Genomic DNA, 16,455 nt, shown 5'->3' on the forward strand with positions numbered 1-16,455 from the left:
AATCATCCATGCTTTAATAAGCCCTGTTAATGCAGAAATCCAGAATACCGATTAATGATTTGCGGTATTCATTATCCGGGAAAATCGCCAGTGCATCTTGGGCGATTTTTGAATAATGACGTGCTCTTTCAATGGTATCAGTAAGGGCGTCATATTTATTCATCAATTCAATGGCATGTTCCAGATCGCCATCTTTTTGATCAAGATCTTCCATGGTGCGTTTCCAGAACTCACGTTCCTCGTCAGTACCGCGGCGGAAAGCAAGAACGATCGGGAGCGTGATTTTCCCTTCAAGGAAATCATCACCAATGGTTTTACCAAGTGTTTTCTGTTCCGCGGAATAATCAAGCACATCATCAATAAGCTGGAAAATAATACCAAGGTTTTTACCGTAGCTCATTAACGCATCGCATTCTGATTTTGGACGTTCGGAAATGACGCCGCCGATTTCACAGGCGGCCGCGAATAATGCAGCCGTCTTGGCACAGATCACTTCCATATAAGCTTCTTCTGTGGTGTCGGTGTCGTTAGCGGTCACCAGCTGCATCACTTCGCCCTCTGCGATGATGGATGATGCATTGGAAAGAATTTTTAAAACTTCAAGTGACCCGTCTTCGGTCATTAGTTCGAATGACCTGCTGAAAAGGAAATCACCCACAAGAACGCTTGCCTTATTACCCCAGATGGCATTGGCGGTATCTTCGCCGCGGCGAAGTTCGCTTTTATCAACAACATCGTCATGAAGAAGCGTTGCAGAATGGATAAATTCCACACATGTCGCAAGCTGGATATGGCGATCGCCTTCGTAACCGCAAAGTCGGCTTGATGCTAATGTCAACATTGGGCGTAAACGTTTGCCACCGGATGCAATCAAATGACCGGCAAGTTGCGGGATCAGTGCAACCGGACTTTGCATTTTTTGCATAATGGTCTGGTTCACTTTATCCAGATCATTTTGAACGAGTTCAAGAAGGTTGGTAAGGGCCTCTTTTCCCTTGTCCTTCTTTTCTTCTTCCAGATTAATTACAACACCCACGACACTTTTCCTTGTGACCATTAAAATTTAATGCAAAATAGTCCGAACCGCGCCGAATGGCAAGGATACAAACGATAAACCAATGAAAAAAAGGACTTGGCTTAGTGAAAGATCTGCTTTTTAGCGATAACCCCGTCGTCATATCACGTATTTCCGCCATGTTAGAGGCCGAAAACATTGAATATGTGGTGCTTGGCGGTCATGCCAGCCTTTATGGTGTCGGGTTAGAGGGAATCCAGTCTCGTATGATGGTGGATGAAGAAAACCATGAACGCGCCGTCAGCCTGATTCGCGCGGAAAACCTTGAAAATGTTGTGGATTTGAAAGATGGCTAACTTTGAAAAAACACACGATGATTTTCTTGGTGGCCGTATAAAGCTTTATCAACCGAAAAAAGGATATCGGGTAACCAGTGATAGCGTTTTTCTTGCGGCGTCTGTTACGGTAAAAAGCGGCGAAAAAATATTGGATATTGGTGCGGGAACGGGTGCAATTCTATCCTGCCTTTCTGCGCGCTTGGAAAATCGAGCTGATATTACCATGCACGGTTTGGAATATCAGGAAGACCTTATTGAGCTTGCCAGAAAGAACGCAGAAAATGTTGAATATTTTCAAGGTGATGTTTTTGGCGACGATGTGCTTGAGCCAAACAGTTACCATCATGTGGTCAGTAACCCGCCTTATTATGATAAGGGTACGGTAACGGAATCGCCATATGTAACCAAAGCAATGGCCCATGGTGGCGGTATGGATAGCTTAAAATTATGGATCGAACGCTGCGTTAGAATGGTAAGACCAAGAGGTTACATCACCCTTGTTCACCGTGCCGACAAAATGGATGATATCATTGAAATATTAAACCAAAAATGTGGTGGCATGATTATCTATCCTTTTTATTCAAAGTCGGGACAGGACGCGAATAGGGTCATAATTCGCGCGCAAAAGGATGCAAAAGGACTTTTATCCTTGAAATCGGGGATGATCGTGCATAAATCAAATGGCGACTATACTAATGAGGCCGAAAATATTTTAAGGCACGCCCATTTTTTAGATATTGAAAAATAAAGAAGATTATAAATGAAAAAAGCAATTAGAAATCTGATTTCAAAATTACCTGTTGAATCGCTCGCTAACCCTGCGCCGGTGGTTGCCGTATTGCCGTTAGAAGGGGTGATTGGATCATCAGGTCGTTTCAGCAAAGCGATTAATCTTGGTAACCTTGAAGAAAAAATCGTTCAGGCATTTGACGTTTATAATGTAAAGGCGGTGGCACTGGCCATTAATTCACCAGGCGGATCACCGGTTCAATCGGAACTTATTGTGAAACGCATTCGTGAATTATCCGAAGAAAAAGAAATACCGGTATATGCCTTTGCCGAGGATGTGGCCGCATCCGGTGGGTATATGTTATCCCTTGCGGCAGAAGAAATTTACGCAAGCCAAGCATCAATTGTCGGTAGTATCGGTGTAATTAATGCTGGATTTGGCTATCCGGCCGCACTTGAAAAATTAGGCATCGAACGCCGCGTTTATACGGCCGGTGAAAGCAAATCGATCCTTGACCCGTTCAAGCCGGAAGTGGAAAAAGATGTGAAGCTGATGGAACGGCTACTGAAGGAAGTCCATGATTTCTTTAAGAATTTTGTGAAGGACGCCCGCGGAGATCGCTTAAAAGGTACGCAAAAAACAATCTTTTCCGGTCAGGTTTGGAATGGTGACGAGGCCCTTAAACTGGGTCTGATTGACGGTGTTGGTGATATGCGCGCCATTATGAAAGACAAGCTTGGTGATGATGTTAAATTCAAGCGCATAAAAGAAGAAAAAGGTATGTTGAAAGGCATGCTTGGAATGCGTGCCGATAAAGCATCAATCGCTGACGAAGTGATCAAGACTTTGGAAACCAGAAGCGAATGGGGTCGATTCGGACTGTAGTTTACGTGTAATCTATTGAATTTTAAGCGATTTAAGCGGATAAAACCCCTTCTAATCATTCACTTTCAAAAAGAATGGATGAATATTAATTTCTGTCCTTGACCAATCGGGTTCGGATGGGTAGTTTTGCCGCAGTTTTTCGATATTTTTTACGGGAAAAGGCAGCCTCATGAGCGGCGTAAACAAAGATGATAACAGCTTTCAGAATTTAATTTTGAAACTACAGCATTACTGGGCAGATCAGGGGTGCTTAATTCTTCAACCTTATGACATGGAAGTCGGCGCCGGAACATTCCATCCTGCGACCACATTACGCTCACTTGGCAGTAAGCCATGGAAAGCCGCCTATGTGCAGCCTTGCCGCCGTCCGACCGATGGTCGCTACGGTAAAAACCCGAACAGATTACAACATTATTATCAGTTCCAAACGGTACTGAAACCATCACCACAGAATATTCAGGAATTATACCTGGAAAGTCTTGCTGTTCTTGGGATCGACAGCAGTCAGCATGACATTCGCTTCGTTGAAGATGACTGGGAAAGTCCAACCCTTGGCGCCTGGGGACTAGGTTGGGAAGTTTGGTGTGACGGCATGGAAGTCAGTCAGTTCACCTATTTCCAGCAAGTTGGTGGCTTTGACTGTAAACCTGTGATGGGTGAGCTTACTTACGGACTAGAGCGTCTTGCCATGTATATTCAAGGCATCGATAATGTTTATGATCTAAAATGGAATTCAGAAGGCGTAAAGTACGGTGAAGTATTCCTGCAAAATGAACAGGAATTTTCCGCCTATAACTTTGAAATGGCAAACACAGATACGCTGTTCCAGCATTTCGCGGATGCGGAAGCAGAATGTAAAGCAATCCTTGAAAGGGGTGTTTACCCATTACCAGCTTATGATCAATGTATTAAGGCATCGCACACATTTAACCTGCTTGATGCTCGTGGCGTGATCAGTGTGACGGAACGCCAGGCTTATATCGGCCGTGTTCGTGCGCTTGCGAAAGCATGTTGTGAAGCTTACCTCAAATCATTAGGGGAGGCAGAATAATGGCTGAATTTTTACTTGAAATTTTTTCTGAAGAAATTCCAGCACGTATGCAGCAAAAGGCAGCCGCGGATTTAGAAAAGTTAGTAACGGACAAACTGAAAGACGCCAAGCTTGCATTTGATGGTGTTAAATCATTTGTGACTGCACGTAGACTGGTTCTTATAATTGCTGATCTTGCAACCGAACAGCCGGATGTTTCCGAAGAACGCCGCGGCCCACGTGCCGACGCGCCGGAAAAGGCCATTGAAGGGTTCCTTCGTGGTGCGGGTGTTACGCGCAAAGACCTTGAAGAACGTGAAGATAAAAAAGGAACGTTCCTTTACGCGGTGATTAATCAGAAAGGTCGCCCTGCGAAGGACGTCGTTTCAGAATTTATGCCGGAAATCATCCGTAATTTCCCATGGCCAAAATCACAGCGCTGGGGCGCCGGATCGCTGCGATGGGTGCGTCCAATGCACAGTATTCTGTGTTTGCATGATGGCGCGGTTGTTGATTTTGAAATTGACGGTATTCAGTCAGGAAACAAAACTCGCGGTCATCGTTTTATGGCACCAGCGGAATTTGAAATTTCTAACTTTGCTGAATATTCAGATGCACTAAAGAACGCTTATGTGGTTCTAGATCGCTGCGAACGTATCGGCAATATCGATGACGAAGCACAGGCACTGGCATCAAACGCCGGACTTGAACTTGTAGAAGATAAAGCACTATTAGGAGAGGTCGCAGGCCTCGCCGAATATCCGGTTGTGATGATGGGTTCTTTTGATGAAGAATTTCTGGATATGCCAGCTGAGGCACTGACATCGGCCATGCGTACCCATCAGAAATATTTTTCTGTGAATGGTAAAGGCGGCAAATTAACCAATAAGTTCATTTTTGTATCCAATATGAAAACGGATGATAATGGTGCAAAAATTATTGATGGTAATGAACGTGTGCTGCGTGCGCGTCTTTCTGACACGAAATTTTTCTGGGATAATGATTTAAAAACTAAATTAGAAGATCACTTGCCAGCACTTGATGAAATTGTGTTCCATGCGAAACTTGGTACTGTTGGTGACCGTGTGAAGCGTCTTGAGGCGCTATCAGGTTTCATCGCGGGCCGCATTAACGCGGATGCGGATAAGGCATCAGTCGCTGCCATGCTTTCAAAATCAGACCTTGTTACAGGTATGGTTGATGAATGTCCGGAACTGCAAGGATTAATGGGTAAATATTTCGCGGTCGCAGAAGGACAAGATGCAGAAGTCGCAGACGCAATCGCTGATCATTATTCACCAAAGGGCCCATCGGATAATTGTCCATCAGCGCCAGTGAGTATTGCGGTAGCAATGGCAGAAAAGATTGATACGCTTGTTGGGTTCTTCGGCATCGATGAAAAACCAACCGGATCAAAAGATCCATTCGCACTTCGCCGTGCGGCACTTGGTATCATTCGTCTGGTGATTGAAAATAATGTTCGCATTAATCTTGAAGATGCAATTATGAAAGCGGCTACGCTTTATAGTCATCAGCTTAACGAAAGAAATCAAGAATTTCTTCATAACACGACCATAAGAATTGACCTTAAATCATTCTTCTGGGACCGTCTTAAGGTTTATGCGAAAGATCGCAACATTCGACATGATGTTATTGGTGCAGAATTTAATTGGGATTTCGTCTGCATGATGGCAAAGGCAAACGCGCTTATGAACTTCATCAAAACAGATGATGGTGAAAACCTGCTTGCCGGGTTTAAGCGTGCGGCAAATATTCTTAAGGCCGAAGAAGAAAAAGATAACACAAGTTATGACGGCGAGGTTGATGAAACAGCTCTGACCCTTGAACAGGAAAAAGAGCTGAATGTAACCTTGTGTAACGTTGCAAATGATGCTGCAAAAGCATTAGAAAAAGAAGAGTTTGAAATGGCAATGACGCATCTTTCTAAGCTGCGTGGTCCAATTGATGCATTCTTCGATAAAGTTACGGTAAACAGTGACAACAAAATAGAGCGGGAAAATAGACTTAAATTATTATCACACATCAGATCAACTATGAATGATGTGATCGATTTTTCAAAAATAGAAGGTTAAGTTGAAAATGACTAAATGGGTTTATAATTTCGGTGATGGCTCTGCTGAGGGTGAAGCCTCAATGAAAAATCTGCTCGGTGGTAAAGGTGCAAACTTGGCAGAAATGTCAAATCTTGGTCTTCCTGTTCCACCTGGATTTACGATTACAACCGAAGTCTGTACCTCGTATTATGATAACGATAATACATATCCCGCCGATCTTGCTGATCAGGTCGCTGCATCGATTAAAGTAATCGAAGAAACAGTAGGCGCGAAATTCGGTGACGAAGAAAACCCGCTGCTTGTTTCTGTGCGTTCCGGTGCACGTGTTTCCATGCCGGGCATGATGGATACTGTTCTTAACCTTGGTCTTAATGATGTGACGGTTAAGGCGCTCGCGAAACAAAGTGGTGATGAACGTTTCGCGTATGACAGTTACCGCCGTTTCATTCAAATGTATTCTGATGTGGTTCTTGGTGTTGATCATTATCTGTTCGAAGAACTTCTTGAAATTCATAAAGAAGAAAACGGATTTACCCTTGATACAGAACTTGAAGCCGAAGATTGGAAAGAGTTGTCCGCTGCCTTTAAAGCAAAGGCAGAAGATGAGCTTGGCCGCCCATTCCCGCAAGATGTAAACGAACAGCTTTGGGGCGCGATTGATGCGGTGTTTGGTTCATGGATGATTGAACGCGCGTTTGTTTATCGCCGTCTTCACAATATTCCGCATACATGGGGCACTGCGGTGAATGTCCAGTCAATGGTGTTTGGTAATATGGGTGATGATTGTGCAACGGGTGTTGCCTTTACCCGTGACCCGTCCACTGGTGAAAATACTTATTACGGTGAATATCTGATTAACGCGCAGGGCGAAGATGTGGTGGCGGGTATCCGCACACCGCAAAACCTAACGAAAGCATCACGAATTGCTGCAGGTTCAGACATGCCATCCATGGAAGAAAGCATGCCGGAAGTATATGGCCAGCTTGCTGATGTTTTCCAAAAACTTGAAGCCCATTACCGTGATATGCAGGACATTGAATTTACGGTTCAAAAACAAAAACTATGGATCCTTCAAACCCGTAGCGGTAAACGCACGGCACCAGCCGCGCTTAAAATTGCCGTTGAAATGGTACATGATGATATCATCAGCAAGGATGAAGCGCTTCTTCGTGTTGATCCGGGTGCGCTTGATCAATTACTTCATCCGACACTTGATCCTGATGCAGCGCGTGATGTGTTGACAAAAGGTCTTCCGGCGTCACCAGGTGCCGCCAGCGGTAAGGTTGTCTTTACAGCGGACGAAGCAGAAATTCTTTCTAAAAACGGTGAAGATGTAATCCTTGTTCGTATTGAAACAAGTCCAGAAGATATTCATGGAATGCATGCGGCGCGTGGTATCTTAACGAGCCGTGGTGGCATGACATCACATGCGGCGGTGGTTGCCCGGGGTATGGGGCGCCCATGTGTATCTGGTGCAGGATCACTTCATATTAATATGGCTGAACAAACAATCACGGTTGATGGTCGTGTGATTAACAACCACGATATCATCACCATTGACGGCGGTAACGGTGAAGTTATGGCGGGCAAGGTTGCCACCATCAAGCCGGAACTTGGCGGTCATTTCGGTGAATTGATGGCATGGGCCGATGATAAACGTGAACTTAAAGTACGCACCAATGCCGAAACACCACTTGATGCATCAGCAGCACGCGAATTTGGCGCAGAAGGTATTGGCCTTTGCCGTACTGAACATATGTTCTTTGATGCGACACGTATCATTAACGTACGTCAAATGATCATGTCATCTGATGAAGAGGGGCGCCGTGCTGCCCTTGATAAACTTTTACCAGATCAACGTAGTGATTTTGTTGAGCTATTCACGATCATGAAAGGCCTACCTGTAACGGTTCGTCTACTTGATCCGCCACTACATGAATTTCTTCCACATAAAGAAGAAGATTTTGTTGATGTGGCAAACGCCATGGGCGTTGATATGGCGTTCTTAAAGCGCCGCGCAGAAGAGCTTCATGAATTCAACCCGATGCTTGGTCATCGTGGTTGTCGTCTTGGTATTTCATTCCCGGAAATTTATGAAATGCAGGCACGCGCCATTATTGAAGCGGCGCTTGAAGTTTCAAAAACACTTGGCGAAGCGGTTATTCCTGAAATTATGGTGCCACTTGTTGGTTCCGCAAAAGAGCTTGAAATACTTAAAGAGCTAATCATTAAAACGGCTGATGAGATTATCGAGGCCTCTGGTGAAAAGCTTGAATATATGGTTGGCACCATGATTGAACTGCCACGTGCGGCACTTCAAGCGGGTGAGATCGCAAATCACGCTGAATTTTTCAGCTTTGGTACAAATGACCTGACGCAAACAACATACGGTATCAGCCGTGATGACAGCGCGCGTTTCCTTGATGATTATCTAAAAGCCGACATTTATGATCAGGACCCGTTTGTAAGCCTTGATCAGGACGGTGTTGGTGAACTGGTTAAAATCGGTGTTGAACGTGGACGCAACACACGAAACGATCTTAAGGTCGGTATTTGTGGTGAACATGGTGGTGACCCTGCATCCGTAGAGTTCTGCCATAGAAACGGACTTGATTATGTGTCCTGTTCACCGTACCGCGTTCCAATCGCAAGACTTGCCGCGGCGCAAGCGGTTTTAAGAAAATAATTTGATTAAAAAAGGCACCTTGAAAAGGGTGCCTTTTTTAATTCAAGACACGGCGGCCAGAATAATGATAATGAGCAGGCCTGCCATAGCCATGGTAATAAGCAGTCTTTTGTCTTTTTGGCCTGATGATTTCTTCTTTTTGTTTCTGTGAAATTTACTCATTTCGTCCCCTACAATATTTGCCGTTTTCTTCGATTCATCTTAGCGCAATATTGCCCACTTCAGCAAGAACTGGTCAGATATCACATCTTTTTGATAGTTGTTAATTAATATGGTTAACGCGAAGGTTGTGATAAACTCTTAAAAATCAATAACTTATAATGGTGGTGTTGTCTTGTTTAGATAATTTCACAATTGTTTCATGAAATTGGCACGCCCGTTGCAAATAGCCCTTGCAAACTGTTATCGATTAGTTAATATGTCGTTAACAAAATATTAACAAATAGTTAACGCTATTTAAAATACGAAGTATTTAAGGGATTAGAGAGTATGTTTAAGAAAGCTATCACATCAGGTATCAGTATTTTAGCTTTAATGATCACAATGATAACTTCTGCCAATGCATCTTTACATGCAAGCATTCCAACATTTGAAGACCAGCAAAAATTTGATCTCGCATATTATGAGAACAAAGAAAACCGTTGTCTTCAGGCTTTTGCGCAATCTGAATTTGAAATGGCATTTTCAATTTGTACGCCGCTTGCAAACCTTGGTTTTAAGGATGCACAGTTGATCACTGGTCTTTTATATGCATATGGTGAAGGCGTTGATAAAGATTTACGCCGTGCGAAAATCTGGTTAACAGAAGCGCTTAAAAATGGCCGCGAAGATGCTGCGGATGCTCTTACCCAATTTGGTCTTAACTAATTCAAAAAAATAAAGCTGTACATTAATCAGCGAAGCTCTTAAATTCCGGCGAGTTTAAGAGCTTTTTTTATATTTAGAGAAAATGAATGTCCCAACTTGAGACAGAGGTAAACAGACGCAAGACATTTGCGATTATTGCCCACCCTGATGCCGGTAAAACCACACTGACAGAGAAGCTACTTCTTTTCGGTGGTGCGATCCAAATGGCGGGTGAGGTAAAAGCGCGCGGTGACCGCAGACGTGCTCGTTCCGACTGGATGAAGGTCGAGCAAGAACGCGGAATTTCTGTGGCGTCGTCTGTGATGTCATTTGAATATGAAGGACGTATGTTCAACCTGCTTGATACACCTGGGCATGAGGATTTTTCTGAAGATACGTACCGGGTGTTAACGGCGGTGGATAGCGCCGTGATGGTTCTGGATAGTGCGAAGGGTGTTGAGGGCCAGACAAAGAAGCTTTTCGAAGTATGTCGCCTGCGTGATATGCCTGTTATTTCATTCTTTAACAAAATGGACCGCGAAGCACTGGACCCGTTTGAGCTTCTTGATAATCTTGCTGATACATTGGCGCTTGACGTTGCGCCGGCCACATGGCCAATCGGTATGGGACGCGATTTTAAAGGGTGTTATGACCTTATCAATGACAGGTTGATCCTGATCGAACGATCAAAAGGCGATCTGCCTGATGAAGGAACCGTCTGCGAAGGGGTGGATGATCCGAAATTAAATGAATTACTGCCTGCTGATTTGGTTGAGAAACTTCGTGAAGATGTGGAGATGGTTCGTGAACTGTGCCCTGAATTTGATGCTAAGGCTTATCAGGAAGGGACATTGACGCCAGTTTTCTTTGGTAGTGCGATTAACACATTTGGCGTGCGGGAATTGCTGGACGGTCTTACTGAACATGCACCGACACCAGGCACATATGGCACCCAGAGCCGCGATGTTGATGCCCATGAAACAAAAATGAGCGGTTTTGTATTTAAAATTCAAGCCAACATGGATCCAAAACACCGTGACCGTATTGCGTTTTTCAGAATGGTTTCTGGCAAGTTTAAGCGGGGAATGAAGCTTAAACACGTCAGAAGCGGCAAGACGGTTAATCTGCATAATCCGGTACTTTTCCTAGCACAGGACCGTGAACTGGCCGAGGAAGCATGGCCGGGCGATATTATCGGTATTCCAAACCATGGCAACTTACGCATTGGTGATAGTCTTTCAGAAGGTGAAGAATTAAAATTCACCGGTATTCCAAGCTTCGCACCGGAACATATCCAAACGGTGCGTGCAGAAGATCCAATGAAAGCAAAACACCTTTCCCGTGCACTTATTCAGCTAGCGGAAGAGGGGGCAGCCCGCGTGTTTAAACCGACTATCGGTGCCGAATGGTATGTGGGTGTAGTTGGTATGCTGCAATTCGAAGTGATGGCAGACCGTATCAGAACCGAATATGACGTTCCGTGCCGTTTTGAAACGACATCGCTATATACGGCGCAATGGGTCGAATCGGATGATCAATTTAAGCTAAAGAAATTTGTCGATGCTAATAAGGCTAATATGGCTGAAGATCATAATGGTTCACCTGTATTTTTAGCACGAAATTCGTGGCGACTTGATAAAGCGATAGAAGAAAATCCGGATATTCGCTTCTTAAAAACCAAAGAACAAACAATTTGATCTAATCGTAAATATTTTGTTAATTTCTTGCGATTTATAATACGGACTTAAGTCAACCCTTGGGGGATGATGAGTATTGAGTAAGTATAGTAATGAGTAAAGTAGTTAAATTTTGTTCGGATTTTTCCGAAAGCGATTTCACATCCAATCAACAGATTAAATTCTTTGAATACTGGAAAGCCTTAAAAGGTGATCGCAGTATGCCTTCACGCGCGGATATTAATCCGGGTGATGTGGTGAGTGTTCTTCCTTATATCATTTTGGTGGAATTAAGTGATGGTCAATATACCGTGCGGCTTATGGGAACCATTTGCGCAGAAATATTTGGTGAACATACCGGAAAAGAATTAGGCACTATACCAGCCGCTGTGGATGCGGCAACAAGGTATGATTGGCTTGTAGAAAACAAGAAGCCCTATTTCAATATCAAATCACTTGAATATTTAAATAAGGATCATGTTGAAGCCTCAACAATCGCCATGCCGTTATCAAGCAACGATAACGACGTGGATATGATCGTGCTCGTGCATCACTTTTATTGATTTTTCAAATTATTTGTTCGTGGCTGACCAATTTTGCGTGATTGCGGCAACATCCGGGCGGCCACGTTCGGCCGGGTCTTTGGTTGCGCTTCCGATATATATGAAACCTGCTATTCTTTCTTCTTGAGTAAGGCCAAGTTCATTAAGAATATCCTCGTCGAAAGCGTACCACTCGGTTAACCACTGCCCTGCGTAACCAAGAGCATTGGCAGCGAGTAATATATTCTGACAAACGGCACCTGCTGTCAGGATTTGTTCCCATTCAGGTACATTTTTCGGATTGTCTTCAGTGGCTGTTGATATGACAGCAATGACCAATGGGGCGCGCATCAATCTGTTTTCTTCGAAATTTAGAAGTTCTTCATCCGCAACAGGATTGTTTTTATGGAAAACTGTGCGCAATGTTTTTCCAAGATCGGCTCGTGCGCCTCCTTGTATCGTAAGGAAGCGCCATGGTACCAATTTCTTGTGGTCCGGTACTCTTGATCCTGCGGTCAGAATGGTTGCTATTTCATTATCCGATGGGCCAGGTTCGGTCATATCTTTTACGGTTAATGATCGGCGACGTAATAAAATTGATAACATCTCTTCACATGGGTTTGACGCAGGCAAACGATCACTATTGATAGCGCTTTTATTCATTGGGTACTCTTAATATTCTTAAGTTATGGTTTCACAGTCACTGTGTTTGAAGTTCCACTTTCACCTGGGAAACCTTCAAATAAGGCATTTACCAGAAAAGGCATGACTTGTGCAAGTGATGGGCTTTCTGAAACATTTTCCACATGTCCTTCGTAAATTCTGTTTCCACTGCTTAAGTCGACAATGTTCATATGCAGACGGCTTAGGTATTTTTCTTCGCTCCTGGATGAACCAAGACCGGTTGAAATGCCAAAGCCAACGGATGTGCCGCTGCGGCTGCCGCTACCAACGCCCATGCCAACGGAAACAGGTGACCTTCCCTCTACAACGCCGCCCATAGGATGGATTTCATAACTGATTTCAGCGATATATTGTGATGCACTGTTCTGAGCTGGACGGTATCCGTATTTTCCAAGTTGGCTACCAATCATGCCAGCGTAATTTGCGAATTCAATAGATTGTTGCTGGTTTGGATCCATGGCGATGACTTCGATTGTCTCTCCATTAGGGGCAGGCAATTGATGAAAACGGGTAACATCACTTTTTATGCTTGATGAACAGGCGGCAAGCGTAATTGCGATTAAGAATACTGAAATCTGTTTCAATCGGATCATGACATTCTTTCCTTATTTTTAAGAGAGGATATCAAAGGAAGGATTAATCTTCCATGAATAAATAATCGTATTTGAAATATCTTAATGCTTGCTTCTTTTATAAAAATAGTTATAAAACCTAAATCTCTTTGGGGCGGTTAGCTCAGTGGTAGAGCACTACGTTGACATCGTAGGGGTCACTAGTTCGAACCTAGTACCGCCCACCATTCATTCTCCTTCATATTGCTATATGTAGTTTATTGATTTCTTCACGTTATAGTGCATTAAATAAGACTCTGATTTCTTCCCATAAACTTCTATTAGCGATTGCTTCTTCACGCATGGTTTCAAGTGTTTCTCTTGAATACCAATTTCCATTTTTCATCACGGCTTCTGGGTTTTTAAGAACGTTGATGTTTTGAATTGGGTTTTGAATTGTGTAGATTAAATCAGCATTAAAACCATCTTCAATTTTACCGATACGTTCATCCATTTTAAGGGTTTTTGCAGCATTGATTGTTGCCGTCTTTAAAACATCATATGGGGTTAAGCCGGATTGTAATAACAGGCTCATTTCATTGTGTGTGGCAATTCCATGCGGGGATAGCAGCACACCGGAATCAGATCCAACGAGTAAGGGTATATTTTGTTTATGAAGTTCTTGGGTTATATATTTTAAAAAATCCATTGTTTTAAGATTATGGGTCACCATTTCATCTGATGCCTCAATCCAGCGTTTGATTTGATTTTTTGATGCCTCAAGCGCAATAAGATCGGACGTATAATGTTCATGTGTTTTTTCTAAATGCTTTTCTTTATCCTGACTAAGTTTTGTAAGTTGATGAAAGATATTCAATGTTGGCGTGATGGGTACATTTGCCGCTTTTAAAGCCGCAATAATTTCAGGTAATTTTTCACTATCAAATTCATAATTCAGTGGTCCTTGATAAATATCTTCTGCGTGCTCTAATGATTGAAAAGTGGATAGTTGTGCTGGGTTAACTTTGCCAGCAATATGTGGGCCATGCTTGGCAATGGGCATGCCAATTTTTTGTCCTTCTTCAATTAATGCGGATATTACCTTTTCATCAAGACCGCCATAAGCTTTGATCAGGTCATAACCCATCGCATGATATTTTCTGATGGCCTTTCGGGCTTCATCAGCACTGTTAATTCCGTGTTGAAGGATTGCCCCTTCGGCTGCTGATATAATCGGGCTGCTGACTGTGGAACTGCTGCCGATCATTGTTCCGGCATTAACATTATCACGCCATTCTAATTGTTTGGGAACGCCATTCATAATACGAACGTGTGTTATCCCATGGCTTAACGTCATAAGGTATGCGGCTCTTTCATACATATGAACATGCATGTCGATCAAGCCGGGTGTGACATATCCATTTTGGCCATCAATCACGTCATGATCCGGATAATTTTGTGGTGACGGGGTATCAATTATTTGTTCGATTTTACCCTTATTTATCAGTAATGATTTGGCGGGTAAGATTGTTTTGTTTTCAACGTCAATGATGTTTACATTCTTTAAAATGTAACTGGATTGGTGTTGAACATTTTGCGCCTGCACATTGATGACAAAAGTAAGCACGATAAAAAACACTGTAATTATTCTCATTATTCACTCCTTGCTTTGAATGCCTTGGTGATAATGGGAATGGGTATTACTGTCGTCTCATATCATGATAATAGACTTGATTTGTATTGAGATGGGGTAGTACCAGTAAGTTCTTTAAAAACTTTATTAAATGATGCTTTTGAACTAAACCCTGCTTCAAATGCGATATCAAGTATGGATTGATTAGGGTTGTCTTTGATTTTCTGACACACAAAATCTACGCGGTATTGATTGATATATTCATTGTAAGACTTTTTAGTCACAAGGTTAATTGCTCTTGAAATGTCACGTATGTTTAAACCTGTTTTATGACTTATGTCACTAAGCGAAATTCTTGGCTCTAAAAACCAATTGTTTTTTTGAACCAAATGGTCGAGTTCAGTAAAAAGAGTTTGATAATCGTCTGCTTCTGAAGTGTTCTTTTCTTCTTTTGGTTTAAAGAGGTCTTCAATGACAGGCGTAGATTGCTGAAGTTGAAGCTTGATAATAATGATCATTGATATGATTAACCAAATAGCATTATTCACAGCTTGTCCGATTACATTGAGGGCATAAGGCAAAAGATGTTGAGTATTTAACCGAACAAGATCGATGAAATTAAATAATGCCGTAATTACCAAAATCCAGACCAGCCAGTTTAATGAATGATCATCTGAATCTGAACGTTGTTCATCCAATTCTTTTTTGTAATTAATTAAGGTCCAAACGGTAAGGAAGGCGTATGCCAACCGCCACAACGTTCCTATTGCTATTACCGTAGACGTATATGATGTCATCATTAAAAGCGGAAGTGCGGGAAAAAAATGCCAATAAGCTTTTTGTTCAATTTTTTTATCAATGATTAATTTTACGGATAGAAAAATGGCCGGACCAAATAACATTATAAAAATCGGGCTGATTAAATAATAATCTCGAGTTAATCCGGTTTCTTCTAATATATTGATTAATGATGCTATTGCGATCATTGCAAATGTAAGTGCAATACCGCGGAATTCATTTGGTTTTGATAACCATAATAAAATGGCACCCATAATCCCTGTTGTAATCATGCCTGCTTGAATAAGGTTCACATAATTTAGGGAATAAATCATGGTTTATATGGTTCCGAAAATACGGTCACCTGCGTCCCCAAGGCCCGGTACGATATAGCTTTTTTCATTTAGTTTTTCATCAATTGCTGCGGTATAAATTTTTACATCAGGATGCGCATCGTTTAATGCCTTAATTCCTTCTGGCGCGGCGAGTAGGCAAAGAAAGGTGATGTTTTTGGCGCCAGCACGCTTAATTCTATCAAGGGCAGTGATTGCAGAATTGGCGGTTGCGAGCATAGGGTCGACTACCAAATTAAAGCGTTCATTTAAATGGGGCGGTGCTTTAAAGTAATATTCAACCGCATGTAAATCATTCGGATCACGATATAGGCCAACATGCCCTACTTTAGCGGTGGGGATAAGATCAAGAAGCCCTTGTGCAAGCCCTTCGCCTGCTCTTAAGATCGAGAAAATGCACATTTTGCGACCACTTAGTTTTGAACCCGTTGTTTTGGATACGGGTGTTTCAATATCAATGTTTTTAAGCTCAAGATCTCTGGTGACTTCGTACCCCATAAGAACACTTATTTCTTTAAGCAGTCCTCGAAATAGTGCAGGGGGCGTGTCTTTTTTACGCATCAAAGTTAGTTTATGCAGAATAAGTGGGTGGTCAATTAATTGAGCTTCCATGATTTTATTATCCATTCAATTT

General features: G+C 42.7%; 15 protein-coding genes and 1 tRNA gene. 10 read left to right on the forward strand and 6 right to left on the reverse strand.

All coding sequences use genetic code 11. The features are described from left to right. Window positions 1-13: 13 nt before the first annotated feature. On the reverse strand, window positions 14-1,036 hold the full coding sequence (locus KW060_RS02435) for a polyprenyl synthetase family protein (RefSeq protein WP_249036965.1): 1,023 nt from the start codon (window positions 1,034-1,036) through the stop codon (window positions 14-16). Between the two features lie 104 nt (window positions 1,037-1,140). On the opposite strand from KW060_RS02435, the gene KW060_RS02440 reads away from it, so the two are divergent. The 9 genes from KW060_RS02440 to KW060_RS02480 all read left to right on the forward strand — a co-directional run bounded on the left by KW060_RS02440 (window position 1,141) and on the right by KW060_RS02480 (window position 11,844). Continuing rightward, window positions 1,141-1,371: a putative signal transducing protein gene (locus KW060_RS02440; protein ID WP_249036964.1), complete on the forward strand. Its 231-nt coding sequence runs from the start codon at window positions 1,141-1,143 to the stop codon at window positions 1,369-1,371. Further along, a complete protein-coding gene (locus tag KW060_RS02445; protein ID WP_249036963.1) occupies window positions 1,364-2,101 on the forward strand; it encodes a tRNA1(Val) (adenine(37)-N6)-methyltransferase in 738 nt (245 codons plus the stop codon). Before KW060_RS02440 ends, KW060_RS02445 begins: the two co-directional genes overlap by 8 nt. 12 nt (window positions 2,102-2,113) lie before the next feature. Beyond that, complete coding sequence (locus KW060_RS02450; protein ID WP_249036962.1) at window positions 2,114-2,968, forward strand: S49 family peptidase; 855 nt, start codon at window positions 2,114-2,116, stop codon at window positions 2,966-2,968. Window positions 2,969-3,137: 169 nt separating this feature from the next. Continuing rightward, window positions 3,138-4,019: a glycine--tRNA ligase subunit alpha gene (locus KW060_RS02455; protein WP_249036961.1), complete on the forward strand. Its 882-nt coding sequence runs from the start codon at window positions 3,138-3,140 to the stop codon at window positions 4,017-4,019. After that, window positions 4,019-6,091 carry a glycine--tRNA ligase subunit beta gene (gene glyS, locus KW060_RS02460; RefSeq protein ID WP_249036960.1) on the forward strand — a complete coding sequence of 691 codons (2,073 nt, stop codon included), beginning with the start codon at window positions 4,019-4,021 and terminating at the stop codon, window positions 6,089-6,091. Before KW060_RS02455 ends, glyS begins: the two co-directional genes overlap by 1 nt. A gap of 7 nt (window positions 6,092-6,098) precedes the next feature. After that, on the forward strand, window positions 6,099-8,759 hold the full coding sequence (ppdK, locus tag KW060_RS02465) for a pyruvate, phosphate dikinase (RefSeq protein ID WP_249036959.1): 2,661 nt from the start codon (window positions 6,099-6,101) through the stop codon (window positions 8,757-8,759). A gap of 489 nt (window positions 8,760-9,248) precedes the next feature. Beyond that, on the forward strand, window positions 9,249-9,626 hold the full coding sequence (locus KW060_RS02470; RefSeq protein WP_249036958.1) for a hypothetical protein: 378 nt from the start codon (window positions 9,249-9,251) through the stop codon (window positions 9,624-9,626). 86 nt (window positions 9,627-9,712) lie between these two features. Further along, on the forward strand, window positions 9,713-11,302 hold the full coding sequence (locus KW060_RS02475) for a peptide chain release factor 3 (protein ID WP_249036957.1): 1,590 nt from the start codon (window positions 9,713-9,715) through the stop codon (window positions 11,300-11,302). Window positions 11,303-11,394: 92 nt separating this feature from the next. Then, complete coding sequence (locus KW060_RS02480; RefSeq protein ID WP_249036956.1) at window positions 11,395-11,844, forward strand: PAS domain-containing protein; 450 nt, start codon at window positions 11,395-11,397, stop codon at window positions 11,842-11,844. Between the two features lie 9 nt (window positions 11,845-11,853). Here KW060_RS02480 and KW060_RS02485 read toward each other — a convergent pair whose 3' ends face one another. After that, window positions 11,854-12,486, reverse strand: a complete 633-nt coding sequence (locus KW060_RS02485; protein WP_249036955.1) for a nitroreductase family protein — start codon at window positions 12,484-12,486, stop codon at window positions 11,854-11,856. 23 nt (window positions 12,487-12,509) lie between these two features. Continuing rightward, window positions 12,510-13,100, reverse strand: coding sequence for a DUF4136 domain-containing protein (locus KW060_RS02490; RefSeq protein ID WP_249036954.1), 591 nt, complete (start codon window positions 13,098-13,100; stop codon window positions 12,510-12,512). 131 nt (window positions 13,101-13,231) lie between these two features. On the opposite strand from KW060_RS02490, the gene KW060_RS02495 reads away from it, so the two are divergent. Beyond that, window positions 13,232-13,306, forward strand: a tRNA-Val gene (locus KW060_RS02495). A gap of 47 nt (window positions 13,307-13,353) precedes the next feature. Here KW060_RS02495 and KW060_RS02500 read toward each other — a convergent pair. The 3 genes from KW060_RS02500 to upp form a co-directional block, all read right to left on the reverse strand. Continuing rightward, window positions 13,354-14,712: an amidohydrolase family protein gene (locus tag KW060_RS02500; protein WP_249036953.1), complete on the reverse strand. Its 1,359-nt coding sequence runs from the start codon at window positions 14,710-14,712 to the stop codon at window positions 13,354-13,356. Between the two features lie 62 nt (window positions 14,713-14,774). Then, on the reverse strand, window positions 14,775-15,803 hold the full coding sequence (locus tag KW060_RS02505) for a helix-turn-helix domain-containing protein (protein ID WP_249036952.1): 1,029 nt from the start codon (window positions 15,801-15,803) through the stop codon (window positions 14,775-14,777). Window positions 15,804-15,806: 3 nt separating this feature from the next. Next, the gene (upp, locus tag KW060_RS02510; RefSeq protein ID WP_338050548.1) at window positions 15,807-16,433 is read right to left on the reverse strand and encodes a uracil phosphoribosyltransferase; all 627 of its coding nucleotides are present in this window, start codon (window positions 16,431-16,433) and stop codon (window positions 15,807-15,809) included. Between the last annotated feature and the right edge of the window lie 22 nt (window positions 16,434-16,455).

The sequence above is a fragment of the Pseudemcibacter aquimaris genome, assembly GCF_028869115.1.
GTDB lineage: Bacteria > Pseudomonadota > Alphaproteobacteria > Sphingomonadales > Emcibacteraceae > Pseudemcibacter > Pseudemcibacter aquimaris.